General features: G+C 70.4%; 14 protein-coding genes. 2 read left to right on the forward strand and 12 right to left on the reverse strand.

Annotated features, from left to right (window positions below):
- Positions 1-50: 50 nt before the first annotated feature.
- The 7 genes from AB0412_RS13920 to AB0412_RS13950 form a co-directional block, all read right to left on the reverse strand.
- Positions 51-395 (reverse strand): hypothetical protein, encoded by a 345-nt coding sequence (locus AB0412_RS13920; protein ID WP_366402790.1) that lies wholly within the window; start codon positions 393-395, stop codon positions 51-53.
- Positions 396-446: 51 nt separating this feature from the next.
- Positions 447-1274 (reverse strand): shikimate dehydrogenase, encoded by an 828-nt coding sequence (locus AB0412_RS13925; RefSeq protein WP_366402791.1) that lies wholly within the window; start codon positions 1272-1274, stop codon positions 447-449.
- Positions 1274-2926 (reverse strand): endolytic transglycosylase MltG, encoded by a 1653-nt coding sequence (gene mltG, locus AB0412_RS13930; protein ID WP_366402792.1) that lies wholly within the window; start codon positions 2924-2926, stop codon positions 1274-1276. Before mltG ends, AB0412_RS13925 begins: the two co-directional genes overlap by 1 nt.
- Positions 2927-3052: 126 nt before the next feature.
- Positions 3053-3517: a Holliday junction resolvase RuvX gene (gene ruvX / locus AB0412_RS13935; protein ID WP_366402793.1), complete on the reverse strand. Its 465-nt coding sequence runs from the start codon at positions 3515-3517 to the stop codon at positions 3053-3055.
- A complete protein-coding gene (gene alaS / locus AB0412_RS13940; RefSeq protein WP_366402794.1) occupies positions 3517-6189 on the reverse strand; it encodes an alanine--tRNA ligase in 2673 nt (890 codons plus the stop codon). The genes ruvX and alaS overlap by 1 nt, the downstream gene beginning before the upstream one ends.
- The gene (locus AB0412_RS13945) at positions 6189-6548 is read right to left on the reverse strand and encodes a hypothetical protein (RefSeq protein WP_366402795.1); all 360 of its coding nucleotides are present in this window, start codon (positions 6546-6548) and stop codon (positions 6189-6191) included. The genes alaS and AB0412_RS13945 overlap by 1 nt, the downstream gene beginning before the upstream one ends.
- Positions 6549-6555: 7 nt before the next feature.
- The gene (locus tag AB0412_RS13950; protein ID WP_366402796.1) at positions 6556-7017 is read right to left on the reverse strand and encodes a DUF948 domain-containing protein; all 462 of its coding nucleotides are present in this window, start codon (positions 7015-7017) and stop codon (positions 6556-6558) included.
- Positions 7018-7171: 154 nt separating this feature from the next.
- Here AB0412_RS13950 and AB0412_RS13955 point away from each other — a divergent pair, with 154 nt between their 5' ends.
- The gene (locus AB0412_RS13955; RefSeq protein ID WP_366402797.1) at positions 7172-9331 is read left to right on the forward strand and encodes an AAA family ATPase; all 2160 of its coding nucleotides are present in this window, start codon (positions 7172-7174) and stop codon (positions 9329-9331) included.
- 21 nt (positions 9332-9352) lie between these two features.
- On the opposite strand, the gene rpsD is transcribed toward AB0412_RS13955, so the two are convergent.
- The 5 genes from rpsD to AB0412_RS13980 form a co-directional block, all read right to left on the reverse strand.
- Positions 9353-9967, reverse strand: a complete 615-nt coding sequence (gene rpsD, locus AB0412_RS13960) for a 30S ribosomal protein S4 (RefSeq protein WP_366402798.1) — start codon at positions 9965-9967, stop codon at positions 9353-9355.
- A gap of 309 nt (positions 9968-10276) precedes the next feature.
- The gene (locus tag AB0412_RS13965) at positions 10277-11632 is read right to left on the reverse strand and encodes a replication-associated recombination protein A (RefSeq protein ID WP_366402799.1); all 1356 of its coding nucleotides are present in this window, start codon (positions 11630-11632) and stop codon (positions 10277-10279) included.
- Positions 11633-11676: 44 nt separating this feature from the next.
- On the reverse strand, positions 11677-12345 hold the full coding sequence (locus AB0412_RS13970) for a vitamin K epoxide reductase family protein (protein WP_366402800.1): 669 nt from the start codon (positions 12343-12345) through the stop codon (positions 11677-11679).
- Positions 12346-12546: 201 nt separating this feature from the next.
- Positions 12547-13809 (reverse strand): histidine--tRNA ligase, encoded by a 1263-nt coding sequence (hisS, locus tag AB0412_RS13975; protein ID WP_366402801.1) that lies wholly within the window; start codon positions 13807-13809, stop codon positions 12547-12549.
- A gap of 11 nt (positions 13810-13820) precedes the next feature.
- Positions 13821-14528 carry an MBL fold metallo-hydrolase gene (locus tag AB0412_RS13980; protein ID WP_366402802.1) on the reverse strand — a complete coding sequence of 236 codons (708 nt, stop codon included), beginning with the start codon at positions 14526-14528 and terminating at the stop codon, positions 13821-13823.
- A gap of 179 nt (positions 14529-14707) precedes the next feature.
- Here AB0412_RS13980 and AB0412_RS13985 point away from each other — a divergent pair, with 179 nt between their 5' ends.
- Entirely contained in the window at positions 14708-15529 is an 822-nt protein-coding gene (locus AB0412_RS13985; RefSeq protein ID WP_366402803.1) for a peptidylprolyl isomerase, read from the forward strand.
- Positions 15530-15651: the final 122 nt, after the last annotated feature.

Below are 15651 nucleotides of genomic sequence, written 5' to 3' on the forward strand. Positions count from 1 at the left end.
ACGTCCGGGCCGGGTGTCCGGCCGCCGGTCCATCAGGCGGACGCCTGCGGTCAGGCCGAGCCGTCCTGGGAGCGCTGGTGAGGGGCGTAGGCGCCGAGGAAGTCCGCCCCGCTCCGCTGCTGGACCGGTGCGGGCTGCGGGGGCTGGGGTGCGGCGTACTGGCCCAGGTAGTCGGCGCCTCGTCCCTGGCCGTACTGGGCGCCGGCGTGGACCGGCTGTCCGGAGCGGACGGCGCGGCGGTGGGCGATCTTGCGCTTGATCTTGAGAGTCCAGTGGGCGAGGACGGCGAGCACGATCAGGCCGAGCACCGTGATCTGCACCCAGTCGGGCAGAAAGCCCAGCACCGACTCGAATATCTGGGTCTTCCAGCCGGCCAGCGGGATGCCTGTGGACATGGACGTCGTTCCCCTCCCGTGTTCCGCCCTCTGCGGAACCGAGAGTGGATCTTAGCGGGCCGCGAGAGCCCTCTCGCCCGCTTTTCGCATGGCCTCCAGCGGCGCCGGGGAGCGTCCCGTCATCTGCTCGACCTGGAGGACCGCCTGGTGCACCAGCAGGTCGAGGCCGCTGACCACCGCGCCGCCGTACGCCGACCAGCGGGCCGCGAGGACGGTCGGCCAGGGGTCGTAGAGCACGTCGAAGAGGGCGGCCGGGCGTTCCGGGACGGCACGGGCGAGGGGGTCGGTGACACCGGCCGGGGTGGTGGTGATCACGAGCGGGGCGTGCAGGGCCTCCTCCGCGTCGGCCCAGTCGGCGATGCGGACCGTGACCTCCAGCCGCTCGGCCCACTCGCGCATCTCGGCGGCGCGGGCGGCGCTGCGCACGTAGACGGTGACCTCGCCCGTGCAGATGCGGGCGAGCGCGGCGAGGGCGGAGGAGGCGGTGGCGCCGGCGCCGAGGACGGCCGCGGTGTCCACCTTGTCGATGCCGTGCTCGCGCAGGGCGGCGATCATGCCGGGGATGTCGGTGTTGTCGCCTGTGCGGCGGCCGTCGGCGGTGAAGACGACCGTGTTGACCGCGTCGACCGAGGCCGCGGTGTCGCTGATCGAGTCCAGCAGCGGGATCACGGCCCGCTTCAGCGGCATGGTCAGCGACAGGCCCGCCCACTCGGACCCCAGCGTCTCGAAGAACTCCGGCAGCGCCTTCTCGTCCACTTCGAAGCGGTCGTACGTCCAGCCCTCGAGCCCCAGCTCCGCGTACGCGGTGCGGTGCAGCACCGGGGAGAGGGAGTGGGCGATCGGGGAGCCGAGTACGGCAGCCCGGCGCGGTGCGACCATCAGTTGTTCCTCGAGGCGTTGAACTTGTCGACCAGCTTCTGGTGCTCGGCGTTGGTCTTGGTGAACTTACTGGTCTTCCCGTCGAGCGAGATGAAGTAGTACCAGCCGTCGTCGGTCGGGTCGAGCGCGCCCTTGATCGCCTCCTCACCGGGGTTGCCGATGGGTCCGGGCGGCAGGCCCTTGTAGTAGTACGTGTTGTACGGGTTGTCGTAGTTCCGGAGCTCCTCGAGTGTGAGGTCGATCTTGCTCTGGTTCTTGACGTAGTTGTACGTGGAGTCGAACTCCAGCATGCCGTTGGTCTCGGTGTTGCCGGGCTTGAGCCGGTTGTAGATGACCTCGGCCATCTTGCGGAAGTCGTCGTGGCTCGTGCCCTCGGCCTGGACGAGGCTGGCGACGGTGACGAGCTGCCAGGGGTCCTTCAGACCGAGGCTCTCGGCCTTCGCCTCGACGTCGAGCTTCTCGTAGACGTCGGTGGCCTGCGCGACCATGCGCTTGAGGACGTCCTCGGGCTTCTGCCCCTTGGAGACGCCGTAGCTGGAGGGGAAGAGGAATCCTTCCAGCGGGTCCTTGACGTTCTTGTGGCCCGTCGCCCAGTCCGGGAGCCCGAGTTTCTCCCAGTCCTCCTTGGCGACCTTGGCGGTGGTGCCGGCCTTGAGCTCGAGACGGGTGTCGATGTCCTTGTAGATCTGGGCGTTCCGCCTGCCCTCGGCGATGACCAGGTTGTTGCGGCTCTTCGGGCTGAGCATCAGCTCGACCGCGCTTGCGGCCGACATCTCCTTCTCCAGGGTGTACACGCCGTCCTGGATCGACTTGCCCTGCGGGTTGCTCGCCTGCGCAGCGACGAAGGCGTCGACGCTCTTGACCACGCCGGCCTTCTTGAGTGTCTGACCGATGGCGTAGCCGCCCGCGCCCTTGGGGATCGTGACGCTGACCTGCTGACCGTTGCCGTCCCCTGCGAAGTCCGGGGCGCTGCCGAAACGATCCTGGTAGAACTGGTACCCGACATATCCGACACCGGCGATACCGCCGCCGAACACCAGTGCCACCACCAGGCAGGCGCAGCCGCTGCGGCGTTTCTTCTCCTTGCCGCCCCGGCCGCCCCGGCGACGGCGGTCGCCCGGCTCGTCGTAGCCGTCGTCGTCATCGTCGCCGCCGCCCGCGAAGAAGGCGTGTTCGCCCTGGTCGGGGCCGGGGTCCCAGTCGGTCTGCGGCTCGGGTTCGGCGCGGCGGCGGCTCGGGGGCTCGGGCGGAGGGTAGGCCTCCGGGGTGCCGTAGTAGTCGGAGTGCTGCCCGCCGTACGTTCCGCCCTGCTGGCCGTACGGGTCCTGGGGAGCGGCGCCGTACGGGTCCTGCGGGTGGGTGCCGGTGTGCCAGCCGCCGTTGTCGTAGTGCTGCTGCTGGTGCTGCTGATGCTGCGCGGCGTACTGCTGGTCGTACTGCGGATACTGCTGTTCGCTGTATCCGTTCTGCTCGGTGGTGCCCCAGTCGCCGTACTGCTGCGTCTGCGGCTGCTGCGGATAGTGCTGCGGCTGGCCGCCGTAGGGGGACTGCTGACCCTGCTGGGCCTGCTGTCCTCCCCATCCGTCGTCCCCGTACAACGGGTCGTCCGGATGCCACGGTTCGGAGCCTTGGCCCCGGCCATACTCAGTCATCGATCCCCTAGAGCCGCGAGGCGGTGGTCGCCCGGCCACCTGAAGACCCCGGCTTCCGTTCCGCCTCTCTCTGTGCGGCGGCTGTTCGAACACCGCCGCATCGCGCGGAACGTTACCGTATCGCGATCAGATGACCACTTCGACGCCCTCGCCGGGTGCATTGCCTGACACCCGTTCGGATTCAAGGGCCTGCTGGAGGATGATCACGGCGGCTGCCTGGTCGATGACCGATCTGCCCTTCTTGGACTTCACGCCGGAGGCGCGCAGTCCCTGGCTCGCTGTGACCGTCGTCATGCGTTCGTCGACCAGCCGGACCGGGACGGGGGCGATGCCCTTGGCCAGCTCCTGCGCGAATCCGCGGACCTTGGCCGCGGCCGGGCCCTCGCCCCCCTTGAGGGAGCGAGGGAGGCCGACGACGACCTCGATGGGCTCGTACTCCTCGACGAGCTGCCCGAGGCGGCGGTGGGCGGCCGGGATGTCCCGGCCGGGGACCGTCTCCACCGGGGTGGCGAGGATCCCGTCGGGGTCGCAGGAGGCGACCCCGATGCGGGCGTCCCCGACGTCGATGGCGAGACGGCGTCCTCGGCGCATTACTTGGCCGTCTCCGTGACCAGGCGCTCGACGGCCTCGACGGCCTCGCCGACGGCGGCGGGGTTCTGGCCGCCGCCCTGGGCGACGTCCGGCTTGCCGCCTCCGCCGCCGCCGAGGGTCTTGGCGGCGGTGCGGACCAGGTCACCGGCCTTCAGTCCGCGTTCGCGGGCGGCCTCGTTGGTGGCGATGACCGTGAGCGGCTTGCCGTTGTTCACCGTGAACAGGGCGACGACGGCGGCGCGTCCGCCCTGGATACGGCCGCGGACGTCGAGGACCAGCTTGCGCAGGTCGTCGGCGCCGGTGCCGTCCGGGACCTGGCCGGTGACGACGGCGATGCCGCGGATGTCCTTGGCGGACTCGGCGAGCCCGGCGGCGGCCTGGAGCACCTTCTCGGCGCGGAACTTCTCGATCTCCTTCTCGGCGTCCTTGAGCTTGGCCAGCATGCCGGCCACCTTCTCGGGAAGCTCCTCGGAGCGGCCCTTGAGCAGTTCGGTGAGCTGGTTGACGACCGTGTGCTCGCGGGCGAGGAAGGTGTAGGCGTCCACGCCGACGAGGGCCTCGATACGGCGCACACCGGAGCCGATGGAGGACTCGCCGAGCAGCTTCACCAGGCCCAGCTGGGCGGTGTTGTGCACGTGGGTGCCGCCGCACAGCTCCTTGGAGAAGTCGCCGATGGTCACCACGCGCACGCGGTCGCCGTACTTCTCGCCGAACTCGGCGATGGCGCCCTGCTTCTTGGCCTCGTCGATGCCCATGACGTCGGCGCGCACGTCGAGGTCGCGGGCGAGCACCTCGTTGATCTTCTGCTCGACGTCGAGCATCACCGTCTGCGGGACGGCGGACGGGGAGCCGAAGTCGAAGCGGAAGCGGCCGGGCTGGTTCTCGGAGCCGGCCTGGGCGGCCGTCGGGCCGAGGGCGTCGCGCAGGGCCTGGTGGGTGAGGTGGGTGGCCGAGTGGGCGCGGGCGATGGCCTTGCGGCGGCGGGCGTCGATGGAGGCGTGGGCCTTGGCGCCGACGGTGACCTCGCCGACCTGGACGACGCCCTTGTGGACGTAGACGCCCGGGACCGGCTTCTGGCAGTCGCGGACCTCGATGACGGCACCGGAGTCGGCCTTGATCCGGCCGGTGTCGCCGATCTGGCCGCCGCCCTCGGCGTAGAAGGGGGTGCGGTCGAGAACGATCTCGACCTCGTCGCCCTCGGTGGCGGCGGGCGAGGAGACGCCGTCGACGAGGATGCCGACGATGGTGGACTCGCCCTCGGTGTCGGTGTAGCCGATGAAGTCGGTGGCACCGGCCCGGTCGGCGATCTCGCGGTAGGCGCCGAGGTCGGCGTGGCCGGTCTTCTTGGCCTGGGCGTCGGCCTTGGCGCGCTCCCGCTGCTCCTTCATCAGGCGGCGGAAGCCCTCCTCGTCCACGGAGAGGCCCTGCTCGGCGGCCATCTCCAGGGTGAGGTCGATCGGGAAGCCCCAGGTGTCGTGGAGCAGGAAGGCCTTGTCGCCGGGCAGCACGGCCGATCCGGCGGCCTTGGTCTCGGACACGGCCGTGTCGAGGATGTTGGTGCCGGCCTTGAGCGTCTTGAGGAAGGCGTTCTCCTCGGCGAGGGCGACCTTCTCGATGCGCTCGCGGTCGGTGATCAGCTCGGGGTACTGCTGGCCCATCATGCCGATGACGACGTCGATCAGGTCCTTGACGACCGGGCCGGTGGCGCCGAGCAGGCGCATGTTGCGGATGGCGCGGCGCATGATGCGGCGCAGCACGTAGCCGCGGCCCTCGTTGCCCGGGGTGACGCCGTCGCCGATGAGCATGGTGGCGGTGCGCATGTGGTCGGTGACCACGCGCAGGGAGACGTCCGAGGCGTGGGCGTCGCCGTAGCGGACGCCGGTCAGCTCGGTGGCCTTGTCGATGACGGCCATGGAGGTGTCGATCTCGTACATGTTCTGCACGCCCTGCAGAATCATGGCGAGGCGCTCCAGGCCGAGGCCGGTGTCGATGTTCTTGCTGGGCAGTTCGCCGAGGATCTCGAAGTTGTCCTTGCCGGTGCCCTCGCCCCGCTCGTACTGCATGAAGACGAGGTTCCAGATCTCCACGTACCGCTCGTCGTTGACGGCGGGGCCGCCCTCGGGGCCGAACTCGGGGCCGCGGTCGTAGTTGATCTCGGAGCAGGGGCCGCAGGGGCCGGGGACGCCCATGGACCAGTAGTTGTCCTTCATGCCCAGGCGCTGGATGCGCTCCTTGGGCACGCCGACGACCTCGTGCCAGATGCGCTCGGCCTCGTCGTCGTCCTTGTAGACGGTGATCCACAGACGCTCGGGGTCGAGGCCGTAGCCGCCCTTGTCCTGGGACGTGGTGAGCAGCTCCCAGGCGAGCTTGATGGCGCCTTCCTTGAAGTAGTCGCCGAAGGAGAAGTTGCCGCACATCTGGAAGAAGGTGCCGTGCCGGGTGGTCTTGCCGACCTCTTCGATGTCCGGCGTGCGCACGCACTTCTGGACGCTGGTGGCGCGGGCGAAGGGCGGCTTGACCTCGCCCAGGAAGTAGGGCTTGAAGGGCACCATGCCGGCCGGGACGAGCAGCAGAGTCGGGTCGTCCGCGATGAGCGACGCCGACGGGACGACGGTGTGCCCGCGCTCCTCGAAGAAGCTCAGCCAGCGGCGGCGGATCTCGGCCGACTCCATCAGTGGTCCTCATTCCGGTTGTACGGGTACGTCTTGTACGTCAAGCCCTCGACGTACGGGGGTTTGTTGCGGTTCTCGATGACGGCGTAGCCCCGGGGGGCGGGGAGTTCGCGGTCGACGGGGGCGTTGATGCCGAGCGCGTCGCCCAGTTCGGCCTCCCGCTGGGCCATGTTGTCGCGGACCTCGAGCGCGAAGTCCACCGCCCGGTCCTTGAGCCGGCCGCCGGCCTCGAGCGCCTTGTTCGCCGCGGTGACGGCGAGGTGCTCGGGCGTCAGCTGCTTCAGCTTGCGGTTGACCTTGGTGGTGGCCCACACGCCGGCGGCGACGCCGGTGGTGAACCAGAACGTTCGGCGGAACATCGCTGGGTCAGTCCCTCTTTCCGCGGTTTCCCCGGGTGCGCTTGTCGCGCCGTGCGCCCGGGACGGTACGGCCCACGATCACGGTGCGGCCCGGTGCCCCGGCCGGCGCCTCGTCCTTGCGGCCGCCCAGGGCCCGGCGCACGCCGTAGCCGAAGGCGGCGACCTTGACCAGGGGGCCGCCGAAGGTGGAGGCGACGGTGGTGGACAGCGCGGAGGCGTTGGAGGTGACCTCCTGGACGTCGGAGGCGATCGCGTCGACCCGTTCGATCTGGGTCTGCGCGGAGCGCACCGCCGCGGAGGCGTCGGCCAGCAGCGGGACGGCCTGGTCGGTCACGTCCGCCACGAGCTTGGTGGTCGCCCTGAGCGTCTGGGCCAGCCTCGCGAGAGCCACCGCGAGGAAGGAGACCAGGATCGCCCAGAAGACGGCCACCAGGATCCCGGCCACCTCTCCACCGGACACTGCGTGCACCCGCTCCCTGAAACGTGCCTGAACATCGAGAAAGTCGTGTCACCGAGCCTATCGCGCCGGTGATGGGACTCCGTACCGGATTACGGTCCGGCGCCGGTGGAGTTGCGGGAAGCGATTGTACGGACTGCATACGACTGAGTACGCTCCGTGCCCTATGTGGGATCTTCGGCGCGACGGCACCCCGGTGCCGGGCAATCTGCCCCTCGAGCCCGACGCCTTCGTGGGCCGCGCGGCGGAACGGGCCGAGCTGCGGCGGGCGCTCGACGGCTCGCGGCTGGTGACGGTGACCGGGGTCGGCGGGGTCGGCAAGTCGCGGCTGGCCGCGCGGGTCGCCGCCGACTGCGCGCCGCCGGACGGGGTGTGGCGGGTGGAGCTGGCGCCGCTGACGGATCCGGAGTTCCTGGACTACGCCGTGATGGAGGCCCTCGGCCTGACCGATCACACCACCCGGTCGCCGCGCGAGAGCCTGCTGGGCCATGTGGCGGAGCGTCAGCTCCTGCTGGTGCTGGACGGTTGCGAGCATCTGGTGGAGGCGTGCGCCGAGTTGGTGGCCGAGCTGCTGCGGCGGGCGCCGGGACTGAGAGTGCTCGCCGTGGGGCGCAGGGCGCTGTCCGTGGCCGGGGAGCGGCTGGTCGCGCTGGCTCCGCTGGGCGAGGAGGAGGCGGTCCGGCTGCTGGAGGTGCGTGCGGGGCAGCGGGCCGTGGCGTGCGGGGACGAGGGCGAGCTGCGGGAGCTGTGCCGGCGGCTGGACGGGCTGCCGCTGGCGATCGAGCTGGCGGCGGGCCGGCTGGGCGCGCTGTCCCCGGGGCAGATCCTGGAGCGGCTCGACGACCGGTTCCGGCTGCTGACCGGGGGGTGCCGGGACGCGTTGCCCCGGCACCGGGCGCTGCGTACGGCGATCGGCTGGAGCCATGAACTGTGCACGCCCGAGGAGCGGTTGCTGTGGGCGCGGCTGTCGGTCTTCGCGGGGCGGTTCGACCTGGAGGCGGCCGAATACGTGTGCGGCGGCGACGGACTGCCCGCCGAGGACGTGCTCGACGTGCTGTCCGCGCTCCTCGCCCAGTCGGTGGTGACGCGGGAGGACACCGCGGCCGGGGTGCGCTACCGGATGCTGGACACGCTGCGCGCGTACGGCGCCGAGTGGCTGGAGGCCACCGGCGAGGCGGAACGGCTGCGGCGGCGGCACCGGGACTGGTACCTGGGGTTCGCCACCTGGTGCGAGCTGGACTGGTTCTCGCCCCGGCAGGGTGAGATCGCCGAGCGGGTGGAGGCGGAGCTGCCGAATCTGCGCTGCGCCCTGGAGTACGGTCTCGCCGAGCCGGACGAGGCGCATCTGGGCCAGCACCTCGCCGGTTCGCTGTGGTTCTACTGGGTCGGCTGCGGGCGCCTGTCGGAGGGGCGGCGCTGGCTGGAGCAGGCCGTGCGGCTGGACTCGGGTCACGACCAGTCCCGGCTGAAGGCTCTGTGGGTGCTGGGCTATGTGGCGATCCTCCAGGGCGACACGGTGCCCGCGCTGGCGGCGCTGCAGGAGTGCCGCCGGGAGGCGGAGCGGGCCGCGTGCCCCACGGCGCTGGCGTACGCGGAGCACCGCACCGGCTGTCTGGCCCTGGTCAGCGACGACATGCCGCGGGCGGAGACGCTGCTGCGTTCGGCGCTGGAGCGCTATGCGGAGATCGGGGAGCTCAACAGCAACGTGCTGATGGGCCAGGTCGAGCTGGCGATGACCCGCGCCTTCCAGGGGGACCTGCCGGAAGCGGTGCGACTGTGCGAGGACGTGCGCCGGGTGTGCGACGACCACGGCGAGCGGTGGGCCCGCACCTACGCGCTGTACGTCCTGGCCTACGCGGCCTGGAGCGAGGGCGATCCGGGCACGGCCCGGGAGCTGCTCGGCGACTGTCTCGGCGCCGCCCACGGATTCAGCGATCTGCTGGGTTCGGTGCTGTCACTGGAACTGCTCGCCCTGGTCACGGCGGCGGAGGGGGACGCGGCGGAGGCGGCGGTGCTGCAGGGCGCGGCGCGGCGGATGTGGCCGTCGGTCGGGCTGCCGCTGTTCGGTTCGGCCTACTACAACGGTCCGCACGAGCTGTGCGAGCGGATCGCCCGTGCGGGGCTGGGCGACGAGCGGTACGAGGAGTGTGTGCGGCGGGGGGAAGCGCTGGGCCGGGACGAGGCGGTGCGCCGTGCGCTGCGCCGGCCCGTGGGGCCGGCCCGCACTCCGGCTGCGCACGGCCCCCTGCCGCAGCCGCCACCGGCCTCCGGAACGCAGGAACCCGCCGCCTCCCCCACCCGGAAGGGCGGGGAGGCGGCGGGCTGAGATACCGCGCGCCTGCTGGGGTCAGCGGGCGTAGTACTCGACGACGAGCTGCTCGTCGCAGACCACCGGGATCTCCTTGCGGTTCGGCTCGCGGTCCAGGCGGAACGCCAGGGCCTTGAGGTTCACCTGGAGGTAGCGCGGGGTCTCACCGTCGGGGGCGAAGCCACCCTCACGAGCGATCGTGAAGAGCGTCTTCTCCTTGGAGCGGTCGCGGACCTGCACGACGTCGTCCGGGCGGACACGGAAGGAGGGCTTGTCGACCTTCTTGCCGTTGACCTGGATGTGGCCGTGGGTGACCATCTGGCGGGCCTGGTAGATCGTGCGGGCGATGCCCGAGCGCAGGACCAGCGCGTCGAGGCGCTTCTCCAGCTCCACGATCAGGGCCTCACCGGTCTTGCCCTGGACCTTGGAGGCACGCTCGTAGGCGCGGACCAGCTGACGCTCGGAGATGTCGTACTGCGCGCGCAGACGCTGCTTCTCCAGCAGACGGACCTTGTAGTCCGAGTTCTGCTTGCGCCCACGGCCGTGCTCACCGGGCGGGTACGGACGGGCCTCGAAGTACTTGACGGCCTTGGGGGTCAGCGCGATGCCGAGGGCACGCGACTTCTTGACCTTGGGGCGGGACTGGTTCGCCACTTGTCTCTCATTTCCTGGATTCGGCTTGTCAGGGTGGTGGGAGGTCGCATCCGCAGCCGGGGAATCCCGCCGCGTCCTGACGGACTCGGTGGGCAGCCGCTCCCCTGGTCTGGGCACATACGTGCAGCACGCGAGTGGCCCACCGACCGGTCCCGGGATCCCGGGTGGTGGTGGGCTGCCCGCGACACCGTTCGACGGTGCGCGACGCTCCTGGAGCCGATCCGGGGACCGGGGTCCTCGACCTGCTCCGGCTGACTGTCCCGTTCTGACAGCACGGGACGCAGCGCTTCGGGCAAGTCTACAGGGTGGTCAGGGCCGCTTCCGACCGAGGTGTTTCCTCGTCCACTCCACCGCGTCCGCGTAGCGCGCCTCGGCGCCGTGCCGGGTGGGCTCGTAGTACTCGCGGTCCTTGAGGGCGTCCGGGGCGTACTGCTGCTCGGCGATGCCCTCGGGCAGGTCGTGCGGATACACGTACCCCTTGCCGTGTCCGAGCTTGGTCGCGCCCTTGTAGTGGCTGTCCCGCAGATGCGACGGCACCGGTCCGGCCAGTCCCTTGCGTACGTCGTCCAGGGCGGCGCCGATCGCGGTCGTGGCGGCGTTGGACTTGGGGGCGAGGGCCAGGGCGATGGTGGCGTGGCTGAGGGTGAGGGCGGCCTCGGGGAAGCCGATCATGGCGACGGCCTGGGCGGCGGCGACGGCGATGGGCAGGGCGTTCGGGTCGGCGAGGCCGATGTCCTCGCTGGCGGAGATCATCAGGCGGCGGGCGATGAAGCGGGGGTCCTCGCCGGCCTCGATCATGCGGGCCAGGTAGTGCAGCGCGGCGTCGACGTCGGACCCGCGGATGGACTTGATCAGGGCGCTGGCCACGTCGTAGTGCTGGTCGCCGTCGCGGTCGTACTTCACCGCCGCCCGGTCGACCGTCTCCTCCAGCGTGGTCAGCGCGATCTCCGTCTCGCCCTTGTCGAGGGCGGCCCCGGCGGCGGCCTCCAGGGCGGTGAGCGCGCGGCGGGCGTCTCCGCCGGCGATGCGCAGCAGGTGGCTCTCGGTGTCCTCGGGAAGGGCGAGGGCGTCCTTGAGGCCCCGCTCGTCGGTGAGGGCCCGCCGGATCAGGTCGCGGATGTCGTCGTCGGTGAGGGGTTCGAGGGTCAGCAGCAGCGAGCGGGACAGCAGCGGGGAGATCACCGAGAAGTACGGGTTCTCGGTGGTCGCGGCGATCAGGGTGACCCAGCGGTTCTCGACGGCCGGGAGCAGGGAGTCCTGCTGGGCCTTGCTGAAGCGGTGGATCTCGTCGAGGAAGAGGACGGTCTCCTTGCCGTACCCGCCGGAGGCACGGCGGGCGCCGTCGATGACCGCGCGGACCTCCTTGACGCCCGCGGTGATCGCCGACAGCTCGACGAAGCGCTTGTTGGTGGCCCTGGAGACGACATAGGCCAGGGTCGTCTTGCCGGTGCCGGGCGGCCCCCAGAGGATCACCGAGGACGGTCCGGCGGGGCCGGAGGCGCCCTCGCCGACCAGTCTGCGCAGGGGGGAGCCGGGCTTCAGCAGGTGCTGCTGGCCCACCACCTCGTCGAGGGTGCGCGGGCGCATCCGGACCGCCAGGGGGCTGCCGGTCGGGTCCTTCTCCTGGCGTTCTTCGGCTGCGGCGGTGAACAGGTCGGGCTCCACGACAAGAACCCTAAATCACGGTACTGACAGTCGTGCCGACGCCGTCAGCCGGTCCAGAAGTCCCACCAGCGGGTCAGGATCAGCATGCCGATGATGCCGATGTGCAGCACGGGCATGACCCAGGTGAACTCGCCGAAGAAGCTCTTGAGCCAGCCGGGCGCGGGCAGGAAGCCGTTGCGGACGTTGAACGACGTCACGTACCAGAACATGATGATCGTGGCGACCCAGGCGAGGCAGCACCACAGGCACAGGGCGTTGATCCGGTACAGCGACTGGAACGTCAGCCAGGCGCAGAAGACGACGCCGAAGAGGGTGCCCGCGTTGAACGTGAGCCAGTACCAGCGCGGGAAGCGGGCGCCGGCGAGCAGGCTCATGCCGACGCAGACCACGATGCCGTAGGTGACGAGGCCGAGCATCGGGTTGGGGAAGCCGAAGACGGAGGCCTGGTCGCTCTCCATGACGCTGCCGCAGGAGACGACCGGGTTGAGGCTGCACCCCGGCGTGAAGGTCTCGCCCTTGACCTTGGCCTCGAGCAGCTTGAACTTGTCGAGCGTGATGACCCAGGCCGCGAGCACCCCGGCCGCGCCGGTGATCACCAGGAGCAGGGCGAGGGCCCGGCTGCTGCCCTCGGCGCGCCGCGCGCCGGCCGTGCGCTGCTGCGAAGGCGAGTGTTCGGGCTCCATGGCGACGTCCTTGACTGTCGTCTTGCTCATCACGCCGATTCCGTCACTAGAGAGTGTGGACCTGCTTCGGGCAGGGCCATTGTGCCGCACGGGACTGTGGGTTCACCGTTCGCGGAACATAAAGGCTGGAAGGCGAGGGGTACGAGAACGGGACGGAAGTTGACGGGGGCGCCGGTGCACGGCCGCCCCCGTCCTGATCCGCGACTCGATCGAGCCGCGACCGGTCGGCGCTCAGCCCAGCCGTGACTCCAGCTCCGCCACGATCTCGTTCACGCCGACGGCGATCTGCTCGCCGGACTCCATGTCCTTGAGCTGGACGACGCCCTCGGCGAGGTCGCGCTCACCGGCCACGATCGTGTAGCGGGCGCCGCTGCGGTTGGCGTTCTTCATGGCGCCCTTGAGGCCCTTGCCCCCGTAGCTGAAGTCCGCGGCGACGCCGTTCTTGCGCAGCTCGGTGACCTTCGCGAACAGCACGCGGCGGGCCTCCTCGCCGAGCGGGACCGCGAAGACGCTGGTGGTGGCGGGGAGTTCGAGCTCGACGCCCTCGGCCTCCAGGGCCAGGACGGTGCGGTCGACGCCGAGGGCCCAGCCGACGGAGGGCAGCGCGGGGCCGCCGATCATCTCCGACAGGCCGTCGTAGCGGCCGCCGCCGCCCACCGCGGACTGGGAGCCCAGACCGTCGTGGACGAACTCGAAGGTGGTGCGCGTGTAGTAGTCGAGGCCGCGCACCAGCTTGGGGTCGTCCTCGAAGGCGACGCCCGCCGCCGTGATCAGCTCGCGGACCTCCTCGTGGTACGCCTTGCACGCGTCGCACAGGTAGTCGCGCAGCAGCGGGGCCCCGGTCAGCTGCTTCTGCACCGACTCGCGCTTGTCGTCCAGCACGCGCAGCGGGTTGATGTCGACGCGGCGGCGGGTGTCCTCGTCCAGGTCCAGGCCACGCAGGAAGTCCTGCAGGGCCGCGCGGTACACCGGGCGGCACTCCTGGTCGCCCAGGCTGTTGAGCAGGATGCGGAAGTTCTGCAGGCCCAGCGAGCGGTACGCCTGGTCGGCCAGGATGATCAGCTCGGCGTCCAGCGCCGGGTCCTCGGCGCCGATCGCCTCCGCGCCGACCTGGGAGAAGTGGCGGTAGCGGCCCTTCTGGGGGCGCTCGTAGCGGTAGTACGAGCCGGAGTACCAGAGCTTGACCGGGAGGTTGCCCGCCTTGTGCAGATTGGCCTCCAGGGCGGCGCGCAGCACGGACGCGGTGCCTTCGGGGCGCAGGGCGAGCTTGTCGCCGCCCTTGGTCTCGAAGGCGTACATCTCCTTGGTCACGATGTCCGTCGACTCGCCGACCCCGCGGGCGAACAGCTCGACGCTCTCGAAGCCGGGCGTCTCGATGTAGCCGTAGCCGGAGTTGCGCAGCGGGGCGGCGATGGCCTCGCGGACGGCGAGGTACTTGGCGGAGTCCGGCGGGATCAGGTCGTACGTGCCCTTGGGGGCCTTGAAGGTGCTCACGGAAGGTCTCGTCACATTCCTCGTCGGGGAGCCTCCTGGGCTCCCAGGCCGGCGGCCACCTGCCGCAGATACGGGTTGGTGGCGCGCTCCTGGCCGATGGTCGTCTGGGGGCCGTGGCCGGACAGCACCACGGTCGAGTCGTCGAGCGGCAGGCACACGCGGGCCAGCGAGTCGAGCATCTCGGCCATGTCACCGCCGGGCAGGTCGGTGCGTCCGATGGAGCCGGCGAACAGCAGGTCGCCCGAGAACAGGATCGGCGGGATGTCCGCCGCCTCGGGCATGCCGAAGGTCACCGACCCCTTGGTATGGCCCGGCGCGTGCGAGACGCCGAACTCCAGGCCCGCAAGCTGAAGCGTCGCGCCGTCGGTCAGTTCCTTGACGTCGTCCGGCTCCCCCACGGTCAGCTCGCCCAGCAGCGGCATGCCGATGGAGCGGCCCAGCGCCTTCTCGGGGTCGCTCATCATGTACCGGTCGTCGGGGTGGATCCAGGCCGGTACGTCGTGCGCGCCGCAGACGGGGACGACCGAGGCGACGTGGTCGAGGTGGCCGTGCGTGAGGACGACGGCGACCGGCTTGAGCCGGTGCTTGCGGACCGCCTCCTCCACTCCGGCAGCGGCCTGGTGGCCGGGGTCGATGATCACGCACTCCTCACCGGCGGCGGGGGCGACGAGATAACAGTTCGTCCCCCAGGCCCCGGCGGGGAACCCGGCAATGAGCACGATCGTCCTTCGTTTGTGTCGGTACGGGAGGCTTGCGGCGGGCTGCGCCCGTGGTCAGAGCCTACCGGCGCTGCCGAATCCTCAGCGAACCCATATACGGTACGGGGCACACGCAGACGGTCGGCTCACCGCACGCACGTGTACCGGTCGACACACGAGACGCATGAGGAGAGAACCCGGTGGTCAGCCAGGAACAGCGGCGGCGTCAGCTCGCCCGGGAGAAGTTCTTGCGGCAGCAGCAGCGGCGCACCGAAGCGCGACGCAAGGCGCGCGTCCGCAACTCGGTGATCGCTTCGGTGCTCGGTGTGGTCCTGATCGGCAGCCTCGCGCTGTACACGACCGGGGTGCTCAAGCAGGACGACGACAAGACCAACGCGGGCGCGGAGGTCACGCCGAGTGCGTCGCCGACCAGCAAGGCACCGGACCCGTGCGACAAGCCGGCCGGGGGCAAGCCCAAGTCGAAGACGTGGAAGAAGGAGCCGGCGCTGTCGATCGACGAGTCGGCGAAGTACACGATGAAGCTGGACACGACGTGCGGTGAGATAGACGTGGCGCTGAAGGCGTCGGCGGCGCCGCACACCGTCAACTCCTTCGACTTCCTCGCCGGTCAGGGCTACTTCGACCACACCAGGTGCCACCGGCTCACCACCAACGGCATCTTCGTGCTCCAGTGCGGCGACCCGACGGGCACCGGCACCGGCGGCCCCGGCTACACGATCCCGGACGAGAACCTGAAGGACAAAAGCCTGAAGGACAACATCTACCCGGCGGGCACGGTCGCGATGGCGAACACCGGGCAGAAGAACAGTGGTGGCAGCCAGTTCTTCCTGGTCTACCAGGACAGCGAGCTGCCGCCCAGCTACACACCGTTCGGTACGGTCTCGGAGGCCGGTATGAAGGTGCTGAAGAAGATCGCGAAGGCCGGGGAGAGCACGGGAGCGGGCGACGGTGCGCCCAACGCGACGGTCGTGATCGACAAGGCGACGGTCACGAAATCCTGACCCCCAACTGCGAGATTTCGGTCGCGCGGGATGCGGACAGGCATCCCGTCGGTCGCCTATGTTGGCCGTGACGAAACTGTGGACGATGCCCGGGGGAACACAAGCACCTCGCAGGCATCATG

Source organism: Streptomyces sp. NPDC052012, from assembly GCF_040689265.1.
In the GTDB taxonomy this organism is placed as follows: domain Bacteria; phylum Actinomycetota; class Actinomycetes; order Streptomycetales; family Streptomycetaceae; genus Streptomyces.

Excerpts from the sequence above, each read along its gene's own strand:
- AB0412_RS13920 (WP_366402790.1), bottom strand. The coding sequence starts at position 395 with ATGTCCACAGGCATCCCGCTGGCCGGCTGGAAGACCCAGATATTCGAG.
- mltG (WP_366402792.1), bottom strand. The coding sequence starts at position 2,926 with ATGACTGAGTATGGCCGGGGCCAAGGCTCCGAACCGTGGCATCCGGAC.
- alaS (WP_366402794.1), bottom strand. The coding sequence starts at position 6,189 with ATGGAGTCGGCCGAGATCCGCCGCCGCTGGCTGAGCTTCTTCGAGGAG.
- AB0412_RS13925 (WP_366402791.1), bottom strand. The coding sequence starts at position 1,274 with ATGGTCGCACCGCGCCGGGCTGCCGTACTCGGCTCCCCGATCGCCCAC.
- AB0412_RS13970 (WP_366402800.1), bottom strand. The coding sequence starts at position 12,345 with ATGAGCAAGACGACAGTCAAGGACGTCGCCATGGAGCCCGAACACTCG.
- AB0412_RS13945 (WP_366402795.1), bottom strand. The coding sequence starts at position 6,548 with ATGTTCCGCCGAACGTTCTGGTTCACCACCGGCGTCGCCGCCGGCGTG.
- AB0412_RS13955 (WP_366402797.1), top strand. The coding sequence starts at position 7,172 with ATGTGGGATCTTCGGCGCGACGGCACCCCGGTGCCGGGCAATCTGCCC.
- ruvX (WP_366402793.1), bottom strand. The coding sequence starts at position 3,517 with ATGCGCCGAGGACGCCGTCTCGCCATCGACGTCGGGGACGCCCGCATC.